The sequence below is a fragment of the Actinokineospora sp. UTMC 2448 genome (assembly GCF_024760565.1).
Lineage (GTDB): Bacteria > Actinomycetota > Actinomycetes > Mycobacteriales > Pseudonocardiaceae > Actinokineospora > Actinokineospora fastidiosa.
Genome location: NZ_CP031087.1, coordinates 2,147,577 through 2,167,500, shown reverse-complemented (window position 1 = coordinate 2,167,500; position 19,924 = coordinate 2,147,577). Strand labels below are relative to the sequence as shown.

19 protein-coding genes and 1 rRNA gene (1 of these 20 running past the window's edge) are annotated in these 19,924 nt (G+C 73.9%); 1 reads left to right on the top strand and 19 read right to left on the bottom strand.

Annotation, left to right across the window (positions count from 1 at the left end):
• The 12 genes from Actkin_RS10305 to argC form a co-directional block, all read right to left on the bottom strand.
• Nucleotides 1-70: ribosomal RNA gene (locus tag Actkin_RS10305) — 16S ribosomal RNA — on the bottom strand (it extends 1,448 nt beyond the left edge of the window).
• A 400-nt stretch (nt 71-470) separates the two neighbouring features.
• A complete protein-coding gene (gene tyrS / locus Actkin_RS10300) occupies nt 471-1,754 on the bottom strand; it encodes a tyrosine--tRNA ligase (protein WP_189214432.1) in 1,284 nt (427 codons plus the stop codon).
• Between the two features lie 27 nt (nt 1,755-1,781).
• Nucleotides 1,782-3,434, bottom strand: a complete 1,653-nt coding sequence (locus Actkin_RS10295; protein ID WP_258906861.1) for an NB-ARC domain-containing protein — start codon at nt 3,432-3,434, stop codon at nt 1,782-1,784.
• A 34-nt stretch (nt 3,435-3,468) separates the two neighbouring features.
• Complete coding sequence (locus tag Actkin_RS10290) at nt 3,469-4,107, bottom strand: DNA-3-methyladenine glycosylase (RefSeq protein ID WP_189214429.1); 639 nt, start codon at nt 4,105-4,107, stop codon at nt 3,469-3,471.
• Nucleotides 4,080-5,495: an argininosuccinate lyase gene (gene argH / locus Actkin_RS10285; protein WP_258906860.1), complete on the bottom strand. Its 1,416-nt coding sequence runs from the start codon at nt 5,493-5,495 to the stop codon at nt 4,080-4,082. The genes Actkin_RS10290 and argH overlap by 28 nt, the downstream gene beginning before the upstream one ends.
• A gap of 12 nt (nt 5,496-5,507) precedes the next feature.
• Nucleotides 5,508-6,707: an argininosuccinate synthase gene (locus Actkin_RS10280; protein WP_189214428.1), complete on the bottom strand. Its 1,200-nt coding sequence runs from the start codon at nt 6,705-6,707 to the stop codon at nt 5,508-5,510.
• Entirely contained in the window at nt 6,700-7,209 is a 510-nt protein-coding gene (locus Actkin_RS10275) for an arginine repressor (protein WP_189214427.1), read from the bottom strand. The genes Actkin_RS10280 and Actkin_RS10275 overlap by 8 nt, the downstream gene beginning before the upstream one ends.
• Nucleotides 7,206-8,123: an ornithine carbamoyltransferase gene (gene argF, locus Actkin_RS10270; protein WP_189214426.1), complete on the bottom strand. Its 918-nt coding sequence runs from the start codon at nt 8,121-8,123 to the stop codon at nt 7,206-7,208. The genes Actkin_RS10275 and argF overlap by 4 nt, the downstream gene beginning before the upstream one ends.
• Complete coding sequence (locus Actkin_RS10265; RefSeq protein WP_258906859.1) at nt 8,123-9,304, bottom strand: acetylornithine transaminase; 1,182 nt, start codon at nt 9,302-9,304, stop codon at nt 8,123-8,125. Before Actkin_RS10265 ends, argF begins: the two co-directional genes overlap by 1 nt.
• Nucleotides 9,301-10,182: an acetylglutamate kinase gene (gene argB / locus Actkin_RS10260; protein WP_258906858.1), complete on the bottom strand. Its 882-nt coding sequence runs from the start codon at nt 10,180-10,182 to the stop codon at nt 9,301-9,303. The genes Actkin_RS10265 and argB overlap by 4 nt, the downstream gene beginning before the upstream one ends.
• The gene (gene argJ / locus Actkin_RS10255) at nt 10,179-11,357 is read right to left on the bottom strand and encodes a bifunctional glutamate N-acetyltransferase/amino-acid acetyltransferase ArgJ (RefSeq protein WP_258906857.1); all 1,179 of its coding nucleotides are present in this window, start codon (nt 11,355-11,357) and stop codon (nt 10,179-10,181) included. The genes argB and argJ overlap by 4 nt, the downstream gene beginning before the upstream one ends.
• Nucleotides 11,354-12,376 (bottom strand): N-acetyl-gamma-glutamyl-phosphate reductase, encoded by a 1,023-nt coding sequence (gene argC, locus Actkin_RS10250; RefSeq protein ID WP_258906855.1) that lies wholly within the window; start codon nt 12,374-12,376, stop codon nt 11,354-11,356. The genes argJ and argC overlap by 4 nt, the downstream gene beginning before the upstream one ends.
• A gap of 131 nt (nt 12,377-12,507) precedes the next feature.
• Here argC and Actkin_RS10245 point away from each other — a divergent pair, with 131 nt between their 5' ends.
• Nucleotides 12,508-12,858, top strand: a complete 351-nt coding sequence (locus Actkin_RS10245) for a hypothetical protein (protein ID WP_189214421.1) — start codon at nt 12,508-12,510, stop codon at nt 12,856-12,858.
• On the opposite strand, the gene Actkin_RS10240 is transcribed toward Actkin_RS10245, so the two are convergent.
• Genes Actkin_RS10240 through Actkin_RS10210 form a run of 7 tightly spaced genes read right to left on the bottom strand, consistent with a single transcriptional unit; the run spans nt 12,855 to nt 19,905 of the window.
• On the bottom strand, nt 12,855-13,505 hold the full coding sequence (locus Actkin_RS10240) for an O-methyltransferase (RefSeq protein ID WP_258906854.1): 651 nt from the start codon (nt 13,503-13,505) through the stop codon (nt 12,855-12,857). The genes Actkin_RS10245 and Actkin_RS10240 overlap by 4 nt on opposite strands.
• Before the next feature lie 8 nt (nt 13,506-13,513).
• Nucleotides 13,514-14,485, bottom strand: coding sequence for an asparaginase (locus tag Actkin_RS10235; RefSeq protein WP_229787842.1), 972 nt, complete (start codon nt 14,483-14,485; stop codon nt 13,514-13,516).
• The gene (locus Actkin_RS10230) at nt 14,482-14,982 is read right to left on the bottom strand and encodes a flavoprotein (RefSeq protein WP_189214419.1); all 501 of its coding nucleotides are present in this window, start codon (nt 14,980-14,982) and stop codon (nt 14,482-14,484) included. Before Actkin_RS10230 ends, Actkin_RS10235 begins: the two co-directional genes overlap by 4 nt.
• Entirely contained in the window at nt 14,979-16,379 is a 1,401-nt protein-coding gene (locus Actkin_RS10225) for an RsmB/NOP family class I SAM-dependent RNA methyltransferase (RefSeq protein WP_258906853.1), read from the bottom strand. Before Actkin_RS10225 ends, Actkin_RS10230 begins: the two co-directional genes overlap by 4 nt.
• Nucleotides 16,376-17,302: a methionyl-tRNA formyltransferase gene (gene fmt / locus Actkin_RS10220; protein WP_258906851.1), complete on the bottom strand. Its 927-nt coding sequence runs from the start codon at nt 17,300-17,302 to the stop codon at nt 16,376-16,378. The genes Actkin_RS10225 and fmt overlap by 4 nt, the downstream gene beginning before the upstream one ends.
• Nucleotides 17,302-17,847 carry a peptide deformylase gene (def, locus tag Actkin_RS10215; protein WP_189214416.1) on the bottom strand — a complete coding sequence of 182 codons (546 nt, stop codon included), beginning with the start codon at nt 17,845-17,847 and terminating at the stop codon, nt 17,302-17,304. The genes fmt and def overlap by 1 nt, the downstream gene beginning before the upstream one ends.
• 42 nt (nt 17,848-17,889) lie before the next feature.
• Nucleotides 17,890-19,905: a primosomal protein N' gene (locus Actkin_RS10210; protein WP_258906850.1), complete on the bottom strand. Its 2,016-nt coding sequence runs from the start codon at nt 19,903-19,905 to the stop codon at nt 17,890-17,892.
• Between the last annotated feature and the right edge of the window lie 19 nt (nt 19,906-19,924).

The window sequence follows — 19,924 nt, the reverse complement described above, 5'->3', positions numbered from 1 at the left end:
ACCGCTCGACTTGCATGTGTTAAGCACGCCGCCAGCGTTCGTCCTGAGCCAGGATCAAACTCTCCAACAATGATCCATAGCAACCAGACGTATCTGGTCAAAATATACTCAAAGGAACCCACAAACAGGGGTTCACTTCATAAAAGCTCTACTGGCTTTCATCGGCACACTGTTGAGTTCTCAAACAACACACGCTCAACCCCATCCGCCGCAGGCGACTTCCGAGGAAGGCTGGTTACTTCAGGCTTTGTCTTGATCCGCCGCGCCCGGTCCGGTTGATCCGGCCCGTTCCGCGCTGGCAGAGAGAAAGTTACACGGCCGCCAACTGGAGGTCAAATCGCACCCCCAGGCGCCCGACCCAGAGCGAAACCGCAGGTCATCAGCCCTGTGTCAGGTCTGATGCCAAGGTAACCCAGGCCCACCGCGCTGTGAATGTGACGACGGTCACGTCAACTTTCGCCCCCGCACCGCTAAAGCTGGACCTCGACGCCCGCCGTGTTCCGCTTCCCACGCCGTACGACCAGCCACTTTGCGTGGAGCAGGTCCTCCTTGGCGGGCTGCCACGCCTCGTCGACGATCTTGGTGTTGTTCACGTACGCGCCACCTTCGTTGACCGTGCGCCGGGCCGCGCCCCGGCTGTCGGCCAGGCCGGAGGCGATGAGCAGGTCGACGATGGTCGGCCCGTCGGCGAGCCGGACGGTCCCGGTGGGCGCCTCGGCCATGGCCGCGTCCAGCGTGCTCAGGTCGAGCGAGGCCAGCTCGCCTCGGCCGAACAGGGCCTGGCTGGCGGCGACGACCTGGGCGGTCTCGTGCTCGCCGTGGACCAGCGTCGTGAACTCCTCCGCCAGCCGCTTCTGCGCGGCCCGCAGGTGCGGGCGCTCGGCGGTGTCGGCCGCCAGCGCGTCGATCTCCTCGCGCGGCAGGAAGGTGAACAGGCGCAGGTACCGGATGACGTCGGCGTCGCCGACGTTCACGAAGTACTGGTACCAGGCGTAGGGCGAGGTCATGGCCGGGTCGAGCCAGACGTTGCCGCCGCCGGTGGACTTGCCGAACTTGCGGCCCTCGGCGTCGGTCACCAGCGGCGCGGTCAGCGCGTGCACGGACTCACCCGCGACGCGCCGGGTCAGTTCGACGCCGCCGATGATGTTGCCCCACTGGTCGGAGCCGCCCACCTGGAGCCTGCAGCCGTACTCGCGGAACAGGTGCAGGTAGTCGTTGGACTGCAGCAGCAGGTAGCTGAACTCGGTGTACGACATGCCGTCGCCGTCGAGGCGCCGCTTCACCGTCTCGCGGCCGAGCATGACGTTGATGGAGAAGTGCTTGCCGACGTCGCGCAGGAACTCCAGGACGGACAGCCCGCCGGTCCAGTCGAGGTTGTTCACGATGGTCGCGGCGGTGCCCGGGCCGTTGCGGTCGTCGAAGGCGACGAAGCGCTCCAGCTGGCCGCGGATGCGCCCGGCCCACTCGGCGACGGTGTCGAGGGAGTTGAGCGTGCGCTCCCCGGTGTCGCGCGGGTCGCCGATCATGCCGGTGGCCCCGCCCGCCAGCACGATGGGCTTGTGCCCGGCGAGCTGGAAGCGGCGCAGCATGAGCAGCGGCACCAGGTTGCCCGCGTGCAGGCTGGGCGCGGTCGGGTCGAAGCCGCAGTACAGCGTGAGCGGGCCCGCGTCGAGATCCTTGCGCAGGGTGTCGATGTCGGTGGACTGCGCGATCAGGCCGCGCCAGGACAGCTCGTCGAGGATGTGTTCGCTCACGCGCCCCATCTTCGCCCACCACCGTGGTCAGCGGCGACCGGGTTGACGCAGGCGCAGCAGGGTGAGGGCGGAGAGCAGCACGACGGCCAGGATGGCGGCGAGCACGGCCGAGTACGCCGGGGCCGGGTGCTCCCTCGTCCACAGCCCGCCGCCCACGTACGCGAACCGGTCGCCGAGGGCGAACGTGCCGGTGAGCAGGACCAGCTCGGGCGCCAGGTAGGCGACCACAGCAGCGCCGATCCGGACGCGGTGGACCTCGTCGGGGATCTCGGTGAGCGCGGCCAGCGCGCACAGCCCGCCGACGGTCACCACGGGCAGCAGCATGCCCAGCGCGCCGCCCCAGCCGACGGGCGTTGCCGAGGTGTACTCGTCCAGGTCGATCGCGACGAACAGCAGGATGAACCAGGCCGACACCGCCCCGAGCGCGGCGAAGGCGAGCGGGCGCCGCGCGGGCGGCACCAGGCGCAGGCCGCGCGGCCGGGTCCGCACCGGCTGCACGTGCACCCACAGCAGGGTCGCGAAGACCAGTGCGGCGAGCAGTTCCAGCCAGACCAGCACCTGGCCGCTGAAGTTGATCGACACCAGGGCGTCGACCAGCAGGGCGACCGCGCTGCCCGCGCTCAGCCCCGCGCCGAGCGCCCCCGCGGGGCCGGGGCGGTGCAGGAGGGCGAGGCCCACCCCGAGCGCGCCGAAGCGCAGCAGGAAGTACAGGACGCCGAGCAGTCCGCTGGCCGCGATGAACTCGGTGGACACGGCGAGGACCGCGGCGCACAGCGCCACGCCCGCGCCGATGAGCAGGCGGCGGTCGGCGAGCCAGGCCGCGGCGGCCAGCGGCTCGGCCCAGGTCCGCCCGCCTCGGCTCCTGGCCCAGGCCACGACCCGCTGGGCGCGGGCGGCGGGGTCGGGCTCGCGGCCGATCTCCGGGCTGGCCCACAGCTCGGCGGCGATGCGCTCGGCGGGGCCCGCGCCCGCGGCGGCGATGAGGGCGGCGGGCAGGCCCGCGCAGAGGTGCACCAGGGCGCGGGCCGCTGGCGGGTCGCTGACGGCGAGGGCGGTGAGCAGGTCGGCGGAGTCGACCGGGTCGAGTTCGGTGGGCCGCACCGACGGCGCGCCCAGGGTCACCAGGTCGTGCCTGCTGGTGACGACGACCAGCGAGCGGCTGCCGGGCGGCAGCAGGGGCCGGACCTGGTCGGCGTCGCGCGCGTCGTCGAGCACCAGGAGCACGCGCTTCTCGGCGAGCAGCGTCCGGTACTGGGCGAGGCGGGCGTCCGCGCCGGGGTGCGGGTCGGCGCCGAAGGCGATCAGCACGTCGTGGGCGACGTCGGCGGCCTGGCGGGTGATGCCGTGCTGGTCGGAGCCGCGCAGGTCGACGTAGAGCTGGCCGTCGGGGTAGCGCTCGGCGGCGGTGTGCGCCCAGTGCACGGCAAGGGCGGTCTTGCCGATGCCGGGCGCGGGGTGGGTCAGGACCACCACGTGCGCCGCGTCGGCGGCCGCGGTGAGCGCGGTCAGGTGGGCCTGCCTGCCGAGGAACGGCCGGGGCGGGGCGGGCAGCTGGCGCGGGGTGGGCGGCGGCGTGCTCCTCGGGCCGAACACGACGCTCCCGTGCACGTCCCGGATCTGGTGCACGTCGCCGTGAACGGTGCCGTCCACCTCGTTGTTCGTGGTGTCGTCGCCTTCCATGTACCACTGGTACAGGAACAGTCACGCCATGTCGTTAGGCCGGACGTGCCCTCGTGCCGCGCCGGTAGGTGCTGACCGCCGTGGAGCCGGTGACCCAGAACCGCCACGGGACGTCCACGGCGACGGCCACGCCGACCCGGGGGCCGACCGACACGTCCGCCACGGGCTCGCCCTTGTAGAGGCGCACGGGCGATGTCGGCGAGGTCAGATCGATGCCGTTGTGCCCTCGGTCGAGGTCGAGCACGCCGCACAGCTTGGCGGGCCCGCGCGCGAGGTCGGCCTCGGAGCGCGCGGCGGGCCTGCGGGACCGCGCCAGGTCCACTCCGGACACGACCTCGCCCGCGCGCAGGAGCACGGCGCCGGGCACCCCGTCGGTGAGGGACACGACGTTCGCGCAGAAGTGCATCCCGTAGACGAAATACACGTACAGGTGGCCCGCGGGCCCGAACATCACGTCGTTGCGCGGTGTCCGGCCCCGGTAGCAGTGCGACGCGGGGTCGTCGCCGCCCCGATAGGCCTCGACCTCGACGATCCGCACGGTCACGCCCGCGGACTCCAGGTACGACCCCAGCAGCAGCCGGGCGGCGTCGAGCGGGTCGACGGCCAGCTCCGACCGCGTGAACTGCGCTCCCCGCCCCTGGGGTCCTACTTCCGCACGATCTCCTCGGCCCACGCCCGGTGCTCCTCGATCCGCCGCTCCACGCGCGCCCGCTGCTCGGCGACCCGAGGCGGCGCGGTGCCACCGTACGCGTCGCGCGAGGCGATCGAGCCCGCGACCGTGAGCACGTCCCGCACCTCGGGAGTCAGCGCGGGATCCACCGCGGCGAACTCGTCGTCGGTAAGGTCCTCCAGCCCGACCCCGCGGCCCTCGGCCACGCGCACGCACGCGCCCGCGGCCTCGTGCGCGACGCGGAACGGCACGCCCTGGCGAACCAGCCACTCGGCGATGTCGGTGGCCAGGGTGAACCCGGCGGGGGCCAGCTCGGCGAGCCGGTCGGTGTGGAAGGTGAGCGTGCGCACCATGCCCGCGATCGCCGGGAGCAGCAGGCCCAGCTGCTCGACGGAGTCGAACAGCGGCTCCTTGTCCTCCTGCAGGTCGCGGTTGTAGGCCAGCGGCTGGGCCTTCAGCGTGGCCAGCAGGCCGGTCAGGTTGCCGATCAGCCTGCCGGACTTGCCCCTGGTCAGCTCGGCGACGTCGGGGTTCTTCTTCTGCGGCATGATCGAGCTGCCGGTCGCCCACGCGTCGTCCAGGGTCGCGTAGCCGAACTCGGCGGTCGTCCAGATCACGACCTCCTCGGCGACCCGGGAGAGGTTCACGCCGAGCATCGCCAGCGCGAACGCGATCTCGGCGGCGAAGTCGCGCGAGGCGGTGCCGTCGATGGAGTTCTCGACCGGCCCGTCGAAGCCCAGCTCCTCGGCGACGGCGGCCGGGTCGAGGCCGAGCGACGACCCCGCGAGCGCGCCGGAGCCGTACGGGGACACCGCGGCCCGCCTGTCCCAGTCGCGCAGCCGCTCGACGTCGCGCAGCAGCGACTGCGCGTGCGCCAGCAGGTGGTGGGCCAGCAGCACCGGCTGGGCGTGCTGCAGGTGGGTGCGGCCGGGCATCACCGCGTCCGGGTGCCGCCGGGCCTGGTCGGTCAGCGCGTCCACCACGTCCAGCACGCCGCCCGCCACCTGGCGGGCCGCGTCGCGCAGCCACATGCGGAACAGCGTGGCGACCTGGTCGTTGCGGGAGCGGCCCGCGCGGAGCTTGCCGCCGAGGTCGGGGCCCGCGCGCTCGATGAGGCCGCGCTCCAGCGCGGTGTGCACGTCCTCGTCGGCGACGGTCGGCGTGAACGCCCCGGAGACCACGTCGGCCTCCAGGGCGTCCAGCGCGGCGAGCATGCCGGTGAGTTCGGCGTCGGTCAGCAGGTCGGCCCTGCGCAGGACCCGGGCGTGCGCCCGGGAGCCCGCGATGTCGTAGCGGGCCAACCGCCAGTCGAAGTGGGTGGACGCCGACAGGGCGGCCATCGCCTCGGCGGGTCCGCTCTCGAACCGCCCGCCCCACAAGCCGTTGCTCACATCGCTCCTAGATCAGTGGTGTGCCTGGTCGCGCTTCGCGGCGATCTTGCTGGGCAGGCCCCAGAGCTGGACGAAGCCCTTGGCCAGCGACTGGTCGAACGAGTCGCCCTCGTCGTAGGTGGCCAGGTTGAAGTCATACAGGCTCTGCTCGGAGCGCCGCCCGGTGACCACGGCGCGACCACCGTGCAGGGTGAGCCGGACGTCGCCGGTCACGTGCTCCTGGGTCTTGGCGATGAACGTGTCGAGCGCGTCCTTGAGCGGGGAGAACCACAGGCCGTCGTAGACCAGCTCGCCCCAGCGCTGCTCGACGGTCCGCTTGAAGCGGGCCAGGTCGCGCTCGACGGTGACGTTCTCCAGCTCCTGGTGCGCGGTGATCAGCGCGATCGCGCCGGGGGCCTCGTAGACCTCGCGGCTCTTGATGCCGACCAGCCGGTCCTCGACCATGTCGAGGCGGCCGACGCCGTGGGCGCCCGCGCGCCGGTTGAGCTCCTGGATGGCCTGCAGCACCGTGACGGTCTCGCCGTCGATGGCGACCGGGACGCCCTTGTCGAAGGTGATGACCAGCTCGTCGGGGTCGCGCGGCTCCACCGGGTTGGCGGTGTAGGAGTACACGTCCTCGATGGGCGCGTTCCAGATGTCCTCGAGGAACCCGGTCTCCACCGCCCGGCCCCAGACGTTCTGGTCGATGGAGTACGGGGACTTCTTCGACACGTCGATGGGCAGGTTGCGCTCCTCGGCCCAGGCGATGGCCTTCTCCCGGGTCCAGGCGAAGTCCCGCACGGGCGCGATGACCTTGAGGTCGGGGGCCAGCGCGCCAATGCCGACCTCGAAGCGGACCTGGTCGTTGCCCTTGCCGGTGCAGCCGTGGGAGACCGTGCTCGCGCCGTGGTACTTGGCGGCCTCGACCAGGTGCTTGACGATCACCGGGCGGGAGAGGGCCGAGACCAGCGGGTAGCGGTCCATGTAGAGGGCGTTGGCCTGCAGGGCGGGCAGGCAGTACTGCTCGGCGAACTCGTCGCGGGCGTCGGCGACGACCGCCTCGACGGCGCCGCACTCCAGCGCCCGCTTGCGGATCGTGTCCATGTCCTCGCCGCCCTGGCCCACGTCCACGGCCACGGCCACGACCTCGGCGCCGGTCTCCTCGGCGATCCAGCCGATGCCCACCGAGGTGTCAAGCCCGCCGGAGTAGGCCAGCACCACCCTGTCACTCATTGCTCTCTCCTTGGTCTGAACCGTTGGGCCGAGCGGCCATGGCGGTGAATCGGTCGGCCAGCTCACGGCCGGTCACGGGTTCGCGGCAGATGACCGCGAGGGTGTCGTCGCCCGCGATGGTGCCGACGACGTCGTGCAGCGCGGCGCGGTCGATGGCGCTGGCCAGGAACTGGGCAGCGCCGGGCGGGGTGCGCAGCACCGCGAGGTTGCCCGAGGCGTCGGCGGACACCAGCAGCTCGCCGAGCAGGCGGGTCAGCCGCGAGGTGCCGCCCTCCATGCCGCGCACGGGGCTGCCGTCCTCGGGGATGACGTAGACGGGCGCGCCGCCGTCGATGCCGCGCAGCTTGACGGCGCCGAGTTCGTCGAGGTCGCGCGAGAGCGTCGCCTGGGTGACCTCGACGCCCTCGGCGGCCAGCAGCTTGGCCAGCTCGGTCTGGCTGCGCACGGCCTGGTTGGCGACGATGGCCGAGATGCGCGCCTGCCTCGCGGTGCGCGTGGTCACCTCGACACCAGCCAGGTGAGCAGGGCCTTCTGGGCGTGGAGGCGGTTCTCGGCCTCGTCCCAGACGGCGCTGGCCGGGCCGTCGAGCACCTCGTCGGTGATCTCCCAGCCGCGGTGGGCGGGCAGGCAGTGCAGCGCGATGGCGCCCGGGGCGGCGCGGCTCATCAGGTCGGCGTTGACCTGCAGCCGCCGGAACGGGCTGACGCGGTCGCGGCCGTCGTTCTCCTGGCCCATGGAGGTCCAGGTGTCGGTGACGACGACGTCGGTGCCGTCGATGGCGGCCTCGGGGTCGGTGAACTGGGTGACGCTGCCGCCGGTCTCCGCGGCGCGCTTCTCCGCGGCGGCGACGATCTCCGGCTGCGGCTGGAAGCCCTCGGGGGCCACGACCCGCACGTGCATGCCCGCGGTGGTGCCGCCGAGCAGCAGCGAGTGGGACATGTTGTTGGCGCCGTCGCCGAGGTAGGTCGCGGTGACGCCCGCGAGCCTGCCGTGGCGCTCCTCGATGGTCTGCAGGTCGGCGAGGACCTGGCAGGGGTGGAACTCGTCGGTCAGCGCGTTGATCACCGGGATGCGCGACGCCGAGGCCATGGCGTCCATGCGCTTCTGGGCGAAGGTGCGCCAGACGACGACGTCGACGTAGCGGGACAGCACGCGGGAGGTGTCCTCGATGGTCTCCTCGCGGCCCAGCTGCATCGTGCGCCCGTCCACCACGATCGGCTGGCCGCCGAGCTGGGCGATGCCGACCTCGAAGGACAGCCGGGTCCGGGTGGAGTTCTTCTCGAAGATCGCCGCGACCGACTTCCCGGCCAGCGGCCTGCCGCCCAGCGGGTCGGCCTTGACCGCCTTGGCGAGGTCGAGGACCTCCCGCTGCTCGGCGGGGCTGAGGTCGTCGTCGCGGAGGAAGTGCCGGACCATCAGGTTCCCTCCAGGATCGACGGCAGCGCGGCGACGAACCCGGCGGCCTGCTCGTCGGTGAGGACCAGCGGCGGGGCCAGCCGGACCGCGTCGGGTTGGACGTTGTTGACGAGGAAGCCCTTGCCCTGCGCGGCTTTCGCGACGTCCGCGGCGACGGGCCGGGTCAGCGCGATGCCCAGCAGCAGGCCTGCGCCGCGCACCCCGGCGATGAGCGGGTGGTCGAGCGCCTCGACGCCTGCGGCGAGGTTCTTGCCCACGGCGGCGGTGTGGTCGAGCAGGCCGTCGGCTGCGATGGTGCGCAGCACGGCCAGCCCGGCGGCGCAGGCGACCGGGTTGCCGCCGAAGGTGGTGCCGTGGTGGCCGGGGCCGAACAGCTCGGCCGCGGCGCCGACGGCGACGCACGCGCCCAGCGGCAGCCCGCCGCCGAGGCCCTTGGCCAGGGTGAACACGTCGGGGACGATCCCGGCCTGCTGGAAGGCGAACCAGGAGCCCAGGCGGCCGATGCCGGTCTGCACCTCGTCGAGCACGAGCAGCGCGCCCGCGGCCGCGGTGATCTCGCGGGCGGCGTGCAGGTAGCCGTCCGGGGCGGGGATGACGCCGCCCTCGCCGAGGACGGGTTCGATGAACACCGCGGCGGTGTCGGCGTCGACGGCGGCGCGCAGCGCCTCCACGTCACCGAACGGGACGTGCTCGATCCCGGGCACCAGCGGCTCGAACGGCGTGCGCTTCGGCGGCTGGCCGGTCAGGGTGAGCGCGCCCATCGTGCGGCCGTGGAAGGCGCCCGTGCAGGCGATGACCTTGGACCGGCCGGTGAGCCGGGTGAGCTTGAGCGCGGCCTCGTTGGCCTCCGCGCCGGAGTTGCAGAAGACCACGCGCGCCTGGCCGGTGAGGCCCGCGACGTCGAGCAGGGCGTCGGCGAGCTCGACGGTGACCTGGTTGGCGTAGAGGTTGGAGGTGTGGCCTAGGGTGGCGATCTGGGTCGACACGGCCTCGACGATCGCGGGGTGGGCGTGGCCGAGGACGTTGGTGGCGATGCCCGCGAGGAGGTCGGTGTAGCGGTTGCCGTCGGCGTCCCAGACGTGCGCGCCCTCGCCGCGCACGAGGGTGAGCGCGGGGGTGCCGTAGTTGTTCATCATCGCGCCCTGCCAGCGCGACTGGCCTTCGGCGTTGGAGCCGATCATTCTTCCCCCTCGTTCGGTAGCACCATGGTTCCGACCCCGGTGCCGGTGAAGACCTCCAGCAGCACGGAGTGGGCGAGTCGCCCGTCGATGACGTGGGCGCGCGGCACGCCGCCCTGGACGGCGCGCAGGCACGCCTCCATCTTCGGGGCCATCCCGCTCTCCAGCCCGGGCAGCAGCTTCTCCAGCTCGCCCGCGCGGATCTCGTGCCGCAGCGACGACCGGTCGGGCCAGTCGGCGTAGAGGCCCTCGACGTCGGTGAGCACGACGAGCTTCTCCGCCCGCAGCGCGACCGCGAGGGCAGCGGCGGCGGTGTCGGCGTTGACGTTGTGCGGCACGCCGTTGACGTCCGGCGCCACAGTGGACACCACGGGGATGCGGCCCGCGTCGACGATGTCCAGCACGGCGGCCGGGTTCACCGCGACGACGTCGCCGACCTGGCCCAGGTCGACCTCCTCGCCGTCGACGACGGCGGTGCGCTTCTCGGCGGTGAACAGGTGCGCGTCCTCGCCGGAGATGCCGACCGCGTGCGGGCCGTGCTGGTTGATCAGCCCGACGATCTCCCGGCCCACCTGCCCGGTGAGGACCATCCGGACGACGTCCATCGCCTCCGGCGTGGTGATCCGCAGGCCCGCGGCGCGCTCGGTCGGGATGCCGAGGCGGTCGAGCATGGCCGAGATCTGCGGCCCGCCGCCGTGCACGACGACCGGGCGCAGGCCCGCCAGGCGCAGGAAGACCATGTCCTCGGCGAACGCGCGCTTGAGGGTGTCGTCGACCATGGCGTTGCCGCCGTACTTCACGACGACGAGCGCGCCGTGGAAGCGCCGCAGCCACGGCAGCGCCTCAATCAGGATGGCGGCCTTGTCTGAAGGGCTGGTCATGAGCTGTACGCGCTGTTCTCTTCGACGTAGCCGTGGGAGAGGTCGGTGGTCAGGACCGTGCCCGTGCCGGGGCCCGCGTGCAAGTCGATCTCCACGGTGATCTCGCGGCCGGTCAGGTCGGCCAGCGAGCGGTCGTCGCCGCGCCCGCCCGCCCGGCACACCGCTACGCCGTTGATCGTGATGTCGAGGGCCTGCGGGTCGAACGCGGTGGGCGCGTTGCCGACGGCCATGGCGATGCGGCCCCAGTTGGGGTCGCTGCCGAAGAAGGCGGTCTTGCACAGCGGGTCGCGGGCGACGGTGCGGGCGGCGGCGACGGCCTCGGCGTCGGTGGCCGCGCCGCGGACGGTGATCGACACGTGCTTGGTGACGCCCTCGGCGTCGGCCTGGAGCTGGGCCACCAGGTCGGCGCAAACGCTTTCCAGGGCCTGTGCGAACTCGGCGGCGTCGGGCTTGACGCCCGACGCGCCGGAGGCCAGCAGCAGGACGGTGTCGTTGGTGGAGGTGCCGCCGTCGACGTCGAGCCGGTTGAAGGTCCGCGCGACCGCGTCCTTGAGCGCCTTGTCCAGAGTGGACTGGTCGACGTCGGCGTCGGTGGTGATGACCGAGAGCATGGTGGCCATGTTCGGCGCGCACATGCCCGCGCCCTTGGCGAACCCGCCGACGGTGAATCCCGACCGGGTGAGCGCGACCTGCTTGGGGACCGTGTCGGTGGTCATGACCGCCGTCGCGGCGGCCAGGCCGGCCGCCGGACCGCCCGCCAGCTCCTTCGCCGCGATGTCCACTCCGGACTTGACAGCGTCCATCGGCAGGCGTTCGCCGATGAGGCCGGTGGAGCAGACGGCCACCTCGACCGCCCCGACGCCGAGGACGTCGGCGACCTTCTCGGCGGTGGCGTGGCTGTCCTGGAAGCCCTCGGGGCCGGTGCAGGCGTTCGCGCCGCCGGAGTTGAGGACGACCGCGCGCAGCCTGCCGGTGGTCAGGACCTGCTGCGACCACAGCACGGGGGCGGCCTTGACCTTGTTGGTCGTGAACACGCCCGCCGCGGCCTGCGCGGGGCCGTCGTTGACGACCAGGGTCAGGTCCGGGTTGCCGGAGGCCTTGATGCCCGCGGCCACGCCCGCGGCGCGGAACCCCTGGGCGGCGGCGACTCCGGTGGTGCGGTCGAGTGCGGTCACGGGGCGACTCCCACGGTGGACAGGCCGGTGGTCTCCGGCAGGCCGAGCGCGATGTTCATGGACTGCACGGCGGCGCCCGCCGTGCCCTTGGTGAGGTTGTCGACCGCGCCGACGGCGATCAGCCGGTCGAGGTCGGGGTCGACGGTCACCTGGAGTTGGACGGCGTTGGAGCCGAGGACGGCCGCCGTGGTGGGCCAGCGGCCCTCGGGCAGCAGGTGCACGAACGGCTCGTGCTCGTAGGCCTTGGCGTAGGCGGCGCGGACCTCGTCGCCGCCGCCGGTGAGCTGGGCGCTGCAGGTGGCGAGGATGCCGCGCGGCAGCGGCGCCAGGACCGGGGTGAAGGAGACCGAGACCGGGCGGCCCGCCGCCCTGCCGAGGTTCTGGGCGATCTCCGGGGTGTGCCGGTGCGCGCCGCCGACGCCGTAGACGCTGAGGGAGCCCATGACCTCCGAGCCGAGCAGGTGCGGCTTGAGCGCCTTGCCCGCGCCGGAGGTGCCGGAGACGGCGACCACGACGACCTCGGGGTCGATCAGGCCCGCGGCCAGGGCGGGGGCCAGCGCCAGGGAGCTGACCGTGGGGTAGCAGCCGGGCACGGCGATCCGCCGGGCGCCGACGAGCGCGTCGCGGCCGCCGGGGAGTTCGGGCAGGCCGTAGGGCCACGCGCCCGCGTGCTCGCCGCCGTACCAGCGGTCCCACGCGGTGGGGTCGTTCAGCCGGTGGTCCGCGCCGCAGTCGATGACGAGCACGTCGTCGGGGAGCTGGGCGGCGATGGCGGCGGAGTGGCCGTGCGGCAGGGCGAGGAACACGACGTCGTGGTCCTTCAGGACCTCCGGCGTGGTCTCGGCCAGGACGCGGTCGGCCAGCGGGAGGAGGTGCGGCTGGTGCTCGCCGAGCGCGCTTCCCGCGTTGCCGCCCGCCGTCAGCGCGCCGATCTCGACGTCGGGGTGGCCGAGGAGCAGGCGCAGCGCCTCTCCCCCGGCGTACCCACTGGCCCCCGCGACCGCGACCCGAACCGTCATGCGAATGATTATGCACACCCATGCAAAGTCAATCAAGACTGGGGGTGTGAACCCCACCGGGGCCAGGGCCCGTGTACGCGGCGTAGGCAACCAGGGACGGGCTGCGAAGCCCCGCGAACCACGGAGACACCATGCGCAAGGCGAAGACCTACCGAGTCGCGCTGGCCGGAGTCATCGGCGCTCTCGGCCTGACCATGCTGGGCGCCGGTCCGGCGCAGGCGGCCACCCCGGGCACGATCAAAGTCTGCACCGGCAAGGACTTCTTCATCACGGTGAAGTTCCCCGGCCGGGGCGGGCTGTCCATCACCCCGGCCAAGCGCCCGTACAGCGTCACCTGCCTGGACACGTGGGTGGGCGGCAACGGCGCGAACGAGCGGATCGACGTCTACACCGGCTCGCGCTACCTCGGGTCGTCGATCTACAACAGCGCCCGCGGGGCCGAGGTCCACGGCGTCCCCGGCCCGAGCTTCTACGTCGTCTAGGAGCGCTTGCGGGCGATCGTCACGCCGTCGCGCAGCGGCAGCATCACCACGTCCACGCGCGGGTCGGCCACCACGAGGTCGTTGGTGCGCATGATGGCGGCGGTGGCCTCGTCGGCCGGGTCCGGGTCGAGGACCCGGCCGCCGCGCAGGACGTTGTCGAGGAGGACGAGCCCGCCGGGCCGCAGGCGGGTGACGATCTCCTCGTAGTAGTCCGGGTAGGACACCTTGTCCGCGTCGATGAAGGCGATGTCGAGGTGTTCCTCGGTCGGCAGGGCGCGCAGCGTCTCGATCGCGGGCGCGATGCGCAGCTCGATCCGGTCGGCCACCCCCGCGCGCTCCCAGTAGCGGCGGGCGACGGCGGTCCACTCCTCGCTGACGTCGCAGGCGAGGAGTGTGCCGTCGGCGGGCAGGCCGCGGGCGATGCAGAGCGACGAGTACCCGGTGAACACGCCCACCTCGACCGCGCGGCGGGCGCCGGTGATCCGCACGAGCATGGTCAGGAACTCGCCCTCGTCGTGCGAGATCTGCATGCTCAGCGCGTCCGGGAAGGACCGCGCGGTCTCCTCGGCCAGCTCGCGCAGCAGCTCGTCCGCCGGGCTGGAGTGGGCCAGCAGGTAGTCGGACAGGTCGGCGGGCAGGACGTCCATCGGGTCCCCTATCGGTAGTGGTCGAACGCCTCGGTGACGCGGTCGCGGTCGGCGCCGTCGGCCAACAGCAGGTGCAGGAGCACGCGGGCCTTCGCCGGGTCGAGGAACCCCGCGTGGACCAGGCCGCGGTCGAGCAGGTCGCGCTCGGAGCCGGGGTAGCCGTAGGTCTGGCGCAGCACCGAGCCCGACCCGGTGCGCGAGGCCAGCACGACCGGGATGCGCGCGGCCACCTCCGCCACCAGCGGGACCATGTCCGCTGGGACGTGGCCCGCGCCCAGCCCGGCGAGGACGACGCCGTCGAAGGCGGGGGCCGCGCAGCGCAGCAGACCGCCGTCGTCGCCGAGCGCCACCGTGACCAGGCCGACCCGGATGTCCTCGACCTTCGGCCCGATCGGCACGGTCAGCCCGACCCTGGGGAAGCCGCGCAGCCTCGGCTCGCCCTCGACGACGAGGCCGAGCGGGCCGAAGCCGGGCGAGGCGAACGCGCCGGTGCTGCTGGTGTGGCCCTTGCGCACGAACCGGGCGCCGTGCACCTCGTCGGACATGACGACCAGCACGCCGAGGCCGCGCGCGTCCTCCGACGTGGCGACCTTCACCGCGGCGAAGAGGTTCGCGGGCCCGTCCGCGCCCGGCGACGCGGGCGGGCGCATCGCGCCGGTGACGACCACCGGGGTGTCGCCGGGGACGGTGAGGTCGAGGAAGATCGCGGTCTCCTCGATGGTGTCCGTGCCGTGGGTGACCACGATGCCGTCGGCGCCCGCGGCGATCTCCTCGCGGACAGCGTCGGCGAGGGCGACGAGGTCGGCGAAGCCGATCGACGGGCTGGGCAGGGTCCGCACGGTCCGGGCGGTGATGGCGGCGTCGAGGTCCGGCAGGGCCTTGACCAGGTCGTCGGCGCCGAGCGCGGGGACGACACCGCCGCCGGGGGCGGGGACCATGGCGATGGTGCCGCCCATGGCGAGGATGGCGACTCGTTTCACAGGGCCTCGATCAGGTCGAGCAGCGGCTCCCACGGGTCGTCCGACGGTCCGTCGGCGATGTGGACGCCGTAGCTGAGCAGGGTTTCCAGGTGGGCCTCCCACCTCGGGTGGGCCCGCTGCGCGGGGTTGGCCTGGGGCCGCACGACCACCGGGACGCCCGGGGTGCCGACGGCCTCGTTGAGCGCGGTCATGGCCTGGTTGTCGGAGATGCCCACGGCCAGCTTCGCCACCGAGTTCGCGGTGGCGGGCACGAACAGGAACGCGTCCGGCATCGGGTACGGCTTGGGCTCGTCCGGCAGCCGCGACTCCCACCGCACCGGCAGGTCGGTGAGCGATCGCAGCCGCGCGACCTCGCCCGCCGCCTCCAGCCACCGGGCCGCGGTCGGGGTGAGGGTGATGGCCAGCCGCCAGCCCCTGCGGGCCGCGGGCACGGCGACCTCCAGCCGCAGGCGGTGCTCCACACCACCGCCCCCGGCGGAGACCAGGCCGAGGATCATCTGCGGACCAGCGCGCAGAACATGGCGTCGGTGCCGTGCCGGTGCGGCCAGAGCTGCACCGCCGGTCCCGCGCCGAGGTCCGGCACGCCGGGGAAGAACTCGCGGGCGTCGAGCTGGGTCGCGCCGGTCTTGCGCACGACGTCGGAGACCACGCCCTCGGTCTCGGCCAGGTGCGGCGAGCACACCACGTAGGCGACGACGCCGCCGGGGCGCACGAGCTCCAGCGCCGCGGTGAACAGCTCGCGCTGGAGCTTGGTGAGGTCGCCGACGTCGCTCGGCTGACGTCGCCACCGCGCCTCCGGACGTCGCCGCAGCGCGCCGAGACCGGTGCAGGGGGCGTCGACCAGGACGCGGTCGAAGCCCGGCTCGAGACCGCAGTCGCGCCCGTCGGCGACGTGCACGGTGACCGGCATGCCCGCGGTGGACTGCTCGACCAGCCGCGCGCGGTGCGGGGCCTGCTCGACGGCGTCCAGCGTGCCGCCGTTGATCCCGACGAGCGCGCCCAGCAGGGCCGCCTTGCCGCCGGGACCCGCGCACAGGTCCAGCCAGCGCTCGTCAGGACCGTCGACGGGCACCCTGGTCAGGGCCAGCGCGCACAGCTGGCTGCCCTCGTCCTGCACGCCCGCGAGGTTCTCGCGCACGGGCGGGAGGTCGCCGGGGTCGCCCGCGCCCGCCTCCATGCGCACGCCGTAGGGCGAGTACGGCGCGGGGTCGCCCCCGGTGAGCGCGGCCAGTTCCTCCGCGCTCAGCTCGCCCGGCCGGGCCACCAGGTGCACGGCGGGGCGCTCGTCGTCGGCGCGCAGGGCGGCGGCCAGTTCCTCGCCGGTGGTGCCGAGCGCGTCGGCGAACGCCCGGGCGATCCAGTGCGGATGCGCCGTGCGGGCGGCGATGTTGCCGATCGGGTCGTCCGGGGCGAGCCGGTCGAGCCAGGCGTCCTCGTCGTTCTCGGCGACGCGGCGCAGGACGGCGTTGGCGAAGCCGGTGACGCGGGAGCCGAGGTCGGCGCGGACCAGGTCGACGGTCGCGGCGACGGCAGCGTGCGCGGGGATGCGGGTGCGCAGCAGCTGATAGGCGCCCAGGCGCAGGGCGTCGAGCAGCGGAGGCTCCACTTTGGACAGCGGACGGTCGACGCACGCGGCGAGGACCTCGTCGAGCAGGCCCCAGGCGCGGCAGGTTCCGTAGGCCAGCTCGGTGGCCAGCGCGGCGTCCCGGGTGGACAGCCTGCGCTCGCGCAGGAGCTTGGGCAGCACGAGGTTGGCGTAGGCGTCGTCGGCGCGCACGGCGCGGATGGTGTCGAGCGCGGCCCTGCGGGCCGGGTCGTCGACGGGCGGCCGGGCCGGGCCCGACGAGCGCCGCGGCGGGTGCGAGCGCGGCGGGCGGGCGGGGCGGCGGTTCACGACAGGGCCTCCCCCGGCTCCGGACGCACGCCGCGGGCCCAGTCGGTCGCGGCCATGCGCTTCTTGCCCTGCGCCTGCACGTCGCCCAGCGCGACGGCGTGCGTCGCGGTGCCCACGAGCACGCGTTTGCGCTCCACGCTCAACTCCCCCGGGGCCAGGTCCACGTCCGCGACGGTGGTCACCGGGCCCAGCTTGACCCGCTCACCGCGGAACAGCGCCCACGCGCCCGGGTCGGGCGTGACGGAGCGGACCAGCCGGTCCACCGCGAGCGCCGGGTGCTTGAAGTCGACCTTGGCGTCCTCGACGAGGACCTTCGGCGCGTAGCTGACGCCGTCGGCGGGCTGCTCGACGGCGGCCAGCGCCCCGGTGGCGACGCCGTCCACCGTGGACACGAGCAGGCCCGCGCCCGCCTCGGCCAGCCTGCCGAGCAGGTCGCCCGCGGTGTCATCGGGCCGGATGGGCTCGGTGAGCACGCCGAACACCGGGCCCGCGTCCAGTTCCCTGACGATGCGGAACGTGGTCGCCCCCGTGATCTCGTCACCGTGCTTGATCGCCGCCTGGACCGGAGCGGCGCCGCGCCATGCGGGCAGGACGGAGAAGTGCAGGTTGATCCAGCCGTGCTTCGGGATGTCCAGCACCGACTGGGGCAGCAGGTTGCCGTAGGCCACGACCGGGCAGCAGTCCGGCGCGAGTTCGGCGAGCCGGGCCTTGAAGTCCGGGTCGGACGCCTTGACGGGCGTCAGCACCTCGATGCCGTGCTCGTCGGCCAGCGCGCCGACCGGCGAGCGGACCAGCCCCCGGCCGCGGCCCGCGGGCGCGTCCGGCCGGGTGACGACGGCGACGACCTCGTGGCGGCCGCTGGCCAGGAACGCGCGCAGCGAGGGCAGGGCGGCTTCGGGGGTTCCCGCGAACACCACCCGCATCAGCGCGCCCCGAACAGCGGGTGGGGGCTCTGCTTGATGGTGGGCACCGTCCCGTCGAACCAGGACGCCGACCGGATCTCGGCCATCGCCCGCTTGCGCGTGTCCTCGTCGAGGCGGTCGAGGAACAGCACGCCGTCGAGGTGGTCGGTCTCGTGCTGGATGGCCCTGGCCAGCAGGTCGCTGCCCTGGATCTCGACCGGCTCGCCGTGCATGTTCCAGCCCCGCGCGACGACGTTCTTGGCCCGCACGCAGTCCCAGTACAGGCCCGGGATCGACAGGCAGCCCTCCTGGCCGTCCTGCTCGTCGTCGCCGACAGCGGTCCACGCCGGGTTGACCAGGTGCCCGGCCACCCCGTCGCAGTTGTAGGTGAACACCCGCAGCCCGATGCCGATCTGCGGCGCGGCCAGCCCGGCGCCGCCCTGGGACTGCATGGTGTCCCAGAGGTCGCTCACCAGCGTGCGCAGCTCCTTGTCGAAGTCCACGACCTCGACCGCGGGCGTGCGCAGCACCGGATCACCGAAGAGCCGGATCGGCTGGACGGTCACGCCTTCTCCCTACTGTCGACTGGCCACCAGTCTATGGGTGGTTCAGATGAGGTCGAGCGGGTCCACCCGCACCCGCAGCGGCTCCTGGTCCTTGCGCATGGCGCGGCCGCGCTGGGCGTGGTTCAGGGCCTCGGTCAGCTCCCGGCCGCGCGCCCTCGGGACCCGGACGAGCACGCGCTCGCGCGTCTCGGCGACCGAGACCGGGCCCAGCACCTCGCCGCCCGCAGGCATGCGCAGCTCGGCCAGCAGGGTGGCCACAGCGTCCGGGCTGCCCTCCACCGACGCCATCCGCACCGCGGGCGGGAACCCCAGCTCGACCCGGCCCGACAGCTCCAGGTCGGCGTGCCACACCGGGTCCCAGCGGACCAGCGCCTGCACGGCGGGCAGCGCGGAGTCGGCCACGACCACGACCCGGCCGCCGTCGCCGCCGGGGCGGACGAGCGCCGCGGCGGTCATCCACCGGCGCAGCGCCTCCTCGGCGGCGCGCAGGTCGGCCCGCGACAGCAGGGCCCAGCCGTCGAGCAGCAGGGCGGCGCCGTAGCCGCCGTCGGCCACGGGCTCGGCGCCCGGGGTCGCCACGACCAGCGCGGGCTCGGCGTCGACGCGGGCGAGCACCTCGGCCGCCCCGGACGTGCGCACGGGGACGTCGGCGAAGGCGCGGCCCAGCTCCTCGGCGGTGCGCTTGGCGCCGACGACGGCCGCGCGCAGCCGCCGCGACCCGCACGCCGAGCAGCGGAAATCGGCAGCGGGCGTCGCGCACCAGCGGCAGACCGGCGGCCGGTCGGGACCGCCGACCAGGCCGAGCGGCCCGGCGCAGCGGCGGCACCGGGCCGGGGTGCGGCAGTCCTGGCAGGTCACCGCGGGCACGTAGCCCCGGCGCGGCACCTGCACCAGCACCGGGCGGCCCGCCTTGATCGACGCGCGCGCCGCGTCGAAGGCCAGGGACGGGATGCGCGCCGTGCGGGCAGCCGGGTCGCGGGCCAGCTGCGAGTCGTGCTCGCCGACCGCGCTCACCCGGGGCGCGCTCGCCCGCACCCGGTCGCGCCCGGCGATGATCTGCGGCGCCCAGCCGGACTCGGCCAGCAGCTGCGCCTCGGCCGTCCTGGCGAACCCGGCCACCAGCACGCCCGCGCCGCCGAGCCGCGCCCGCTCGATCAGCACCTCCCGCACGTGCGGGTACGGCGACCGCTGGTCGGCGTGCTGGTCGTCGCCGTCGTCCCAGATCACCAGCACGCCCGGGTCGGCGACCGGCGCGTAGGCCGCGGCCCGGGTGCCGACCACGATGCGCGCCCCACCGCGGCGCACCCGCAGCCACGCCCGGTACCGCTTGGCGGGCCCCAGATCGGCGGACAACGCGACCACCGCGTCCTCGCCCGCCAGCGCCACGCACGCCGCGTGCAGCCGGGCGACGTCGCGGTGGTCCGGCACGACCAGCACCGCGCCGCGCCCCGCGGACGCCGCCGTCACCGCGACCTCGGCAAGGCGGGCGGGCCAGTCCTCCCCCGGCAGCGCCTGCCACACCGCGTTGGCCTGCCTGCCGGACCGGATGGCGTCCAGGAACGCGCGCCCGCGCGGGTACTCGGCCCAGCCGTCGGCGGGCGGCGCGGCGGGCACGGGCGCTGGCTCGCCGGGCGGCTCGGCCTCGACGCGGGCGTGCCTCGGCGGGACGGCCAGCCGCAGGACGTCGATCATCGCGCCCGCGTAGCGGTCGGCCACCGCGCGGCACAGCGCCGCGATCTCCGGAGCCAGCACCGGCTCCGGGGAGATCACCTTGTCCAGAAAGGACGGGTTCTTGTGCTCGGAGCGCGCCACCCGCTCGATGAGGAACGCGTCCACCAGCTGACCGGCGAACCGGACCCGCACCCGCGCGCCCGGCACGGCCTCGGCGTCGAAGCGGGCCGGGACCAGGTAGTCGAAGAGCTGGTCGAGGTGCGCCAGCGGCACGTCGACGTACACCTTGGCCACCGGCAGCCGCGCGGCGGGCTCCGGTCGGCCCTTCGGCGGCGGCGGGGCGGGGACCTCGACGGTGAACAGCGCGTCGGGGTCGGTGTCAGGCATGCCCGTGGTGTATCAGACC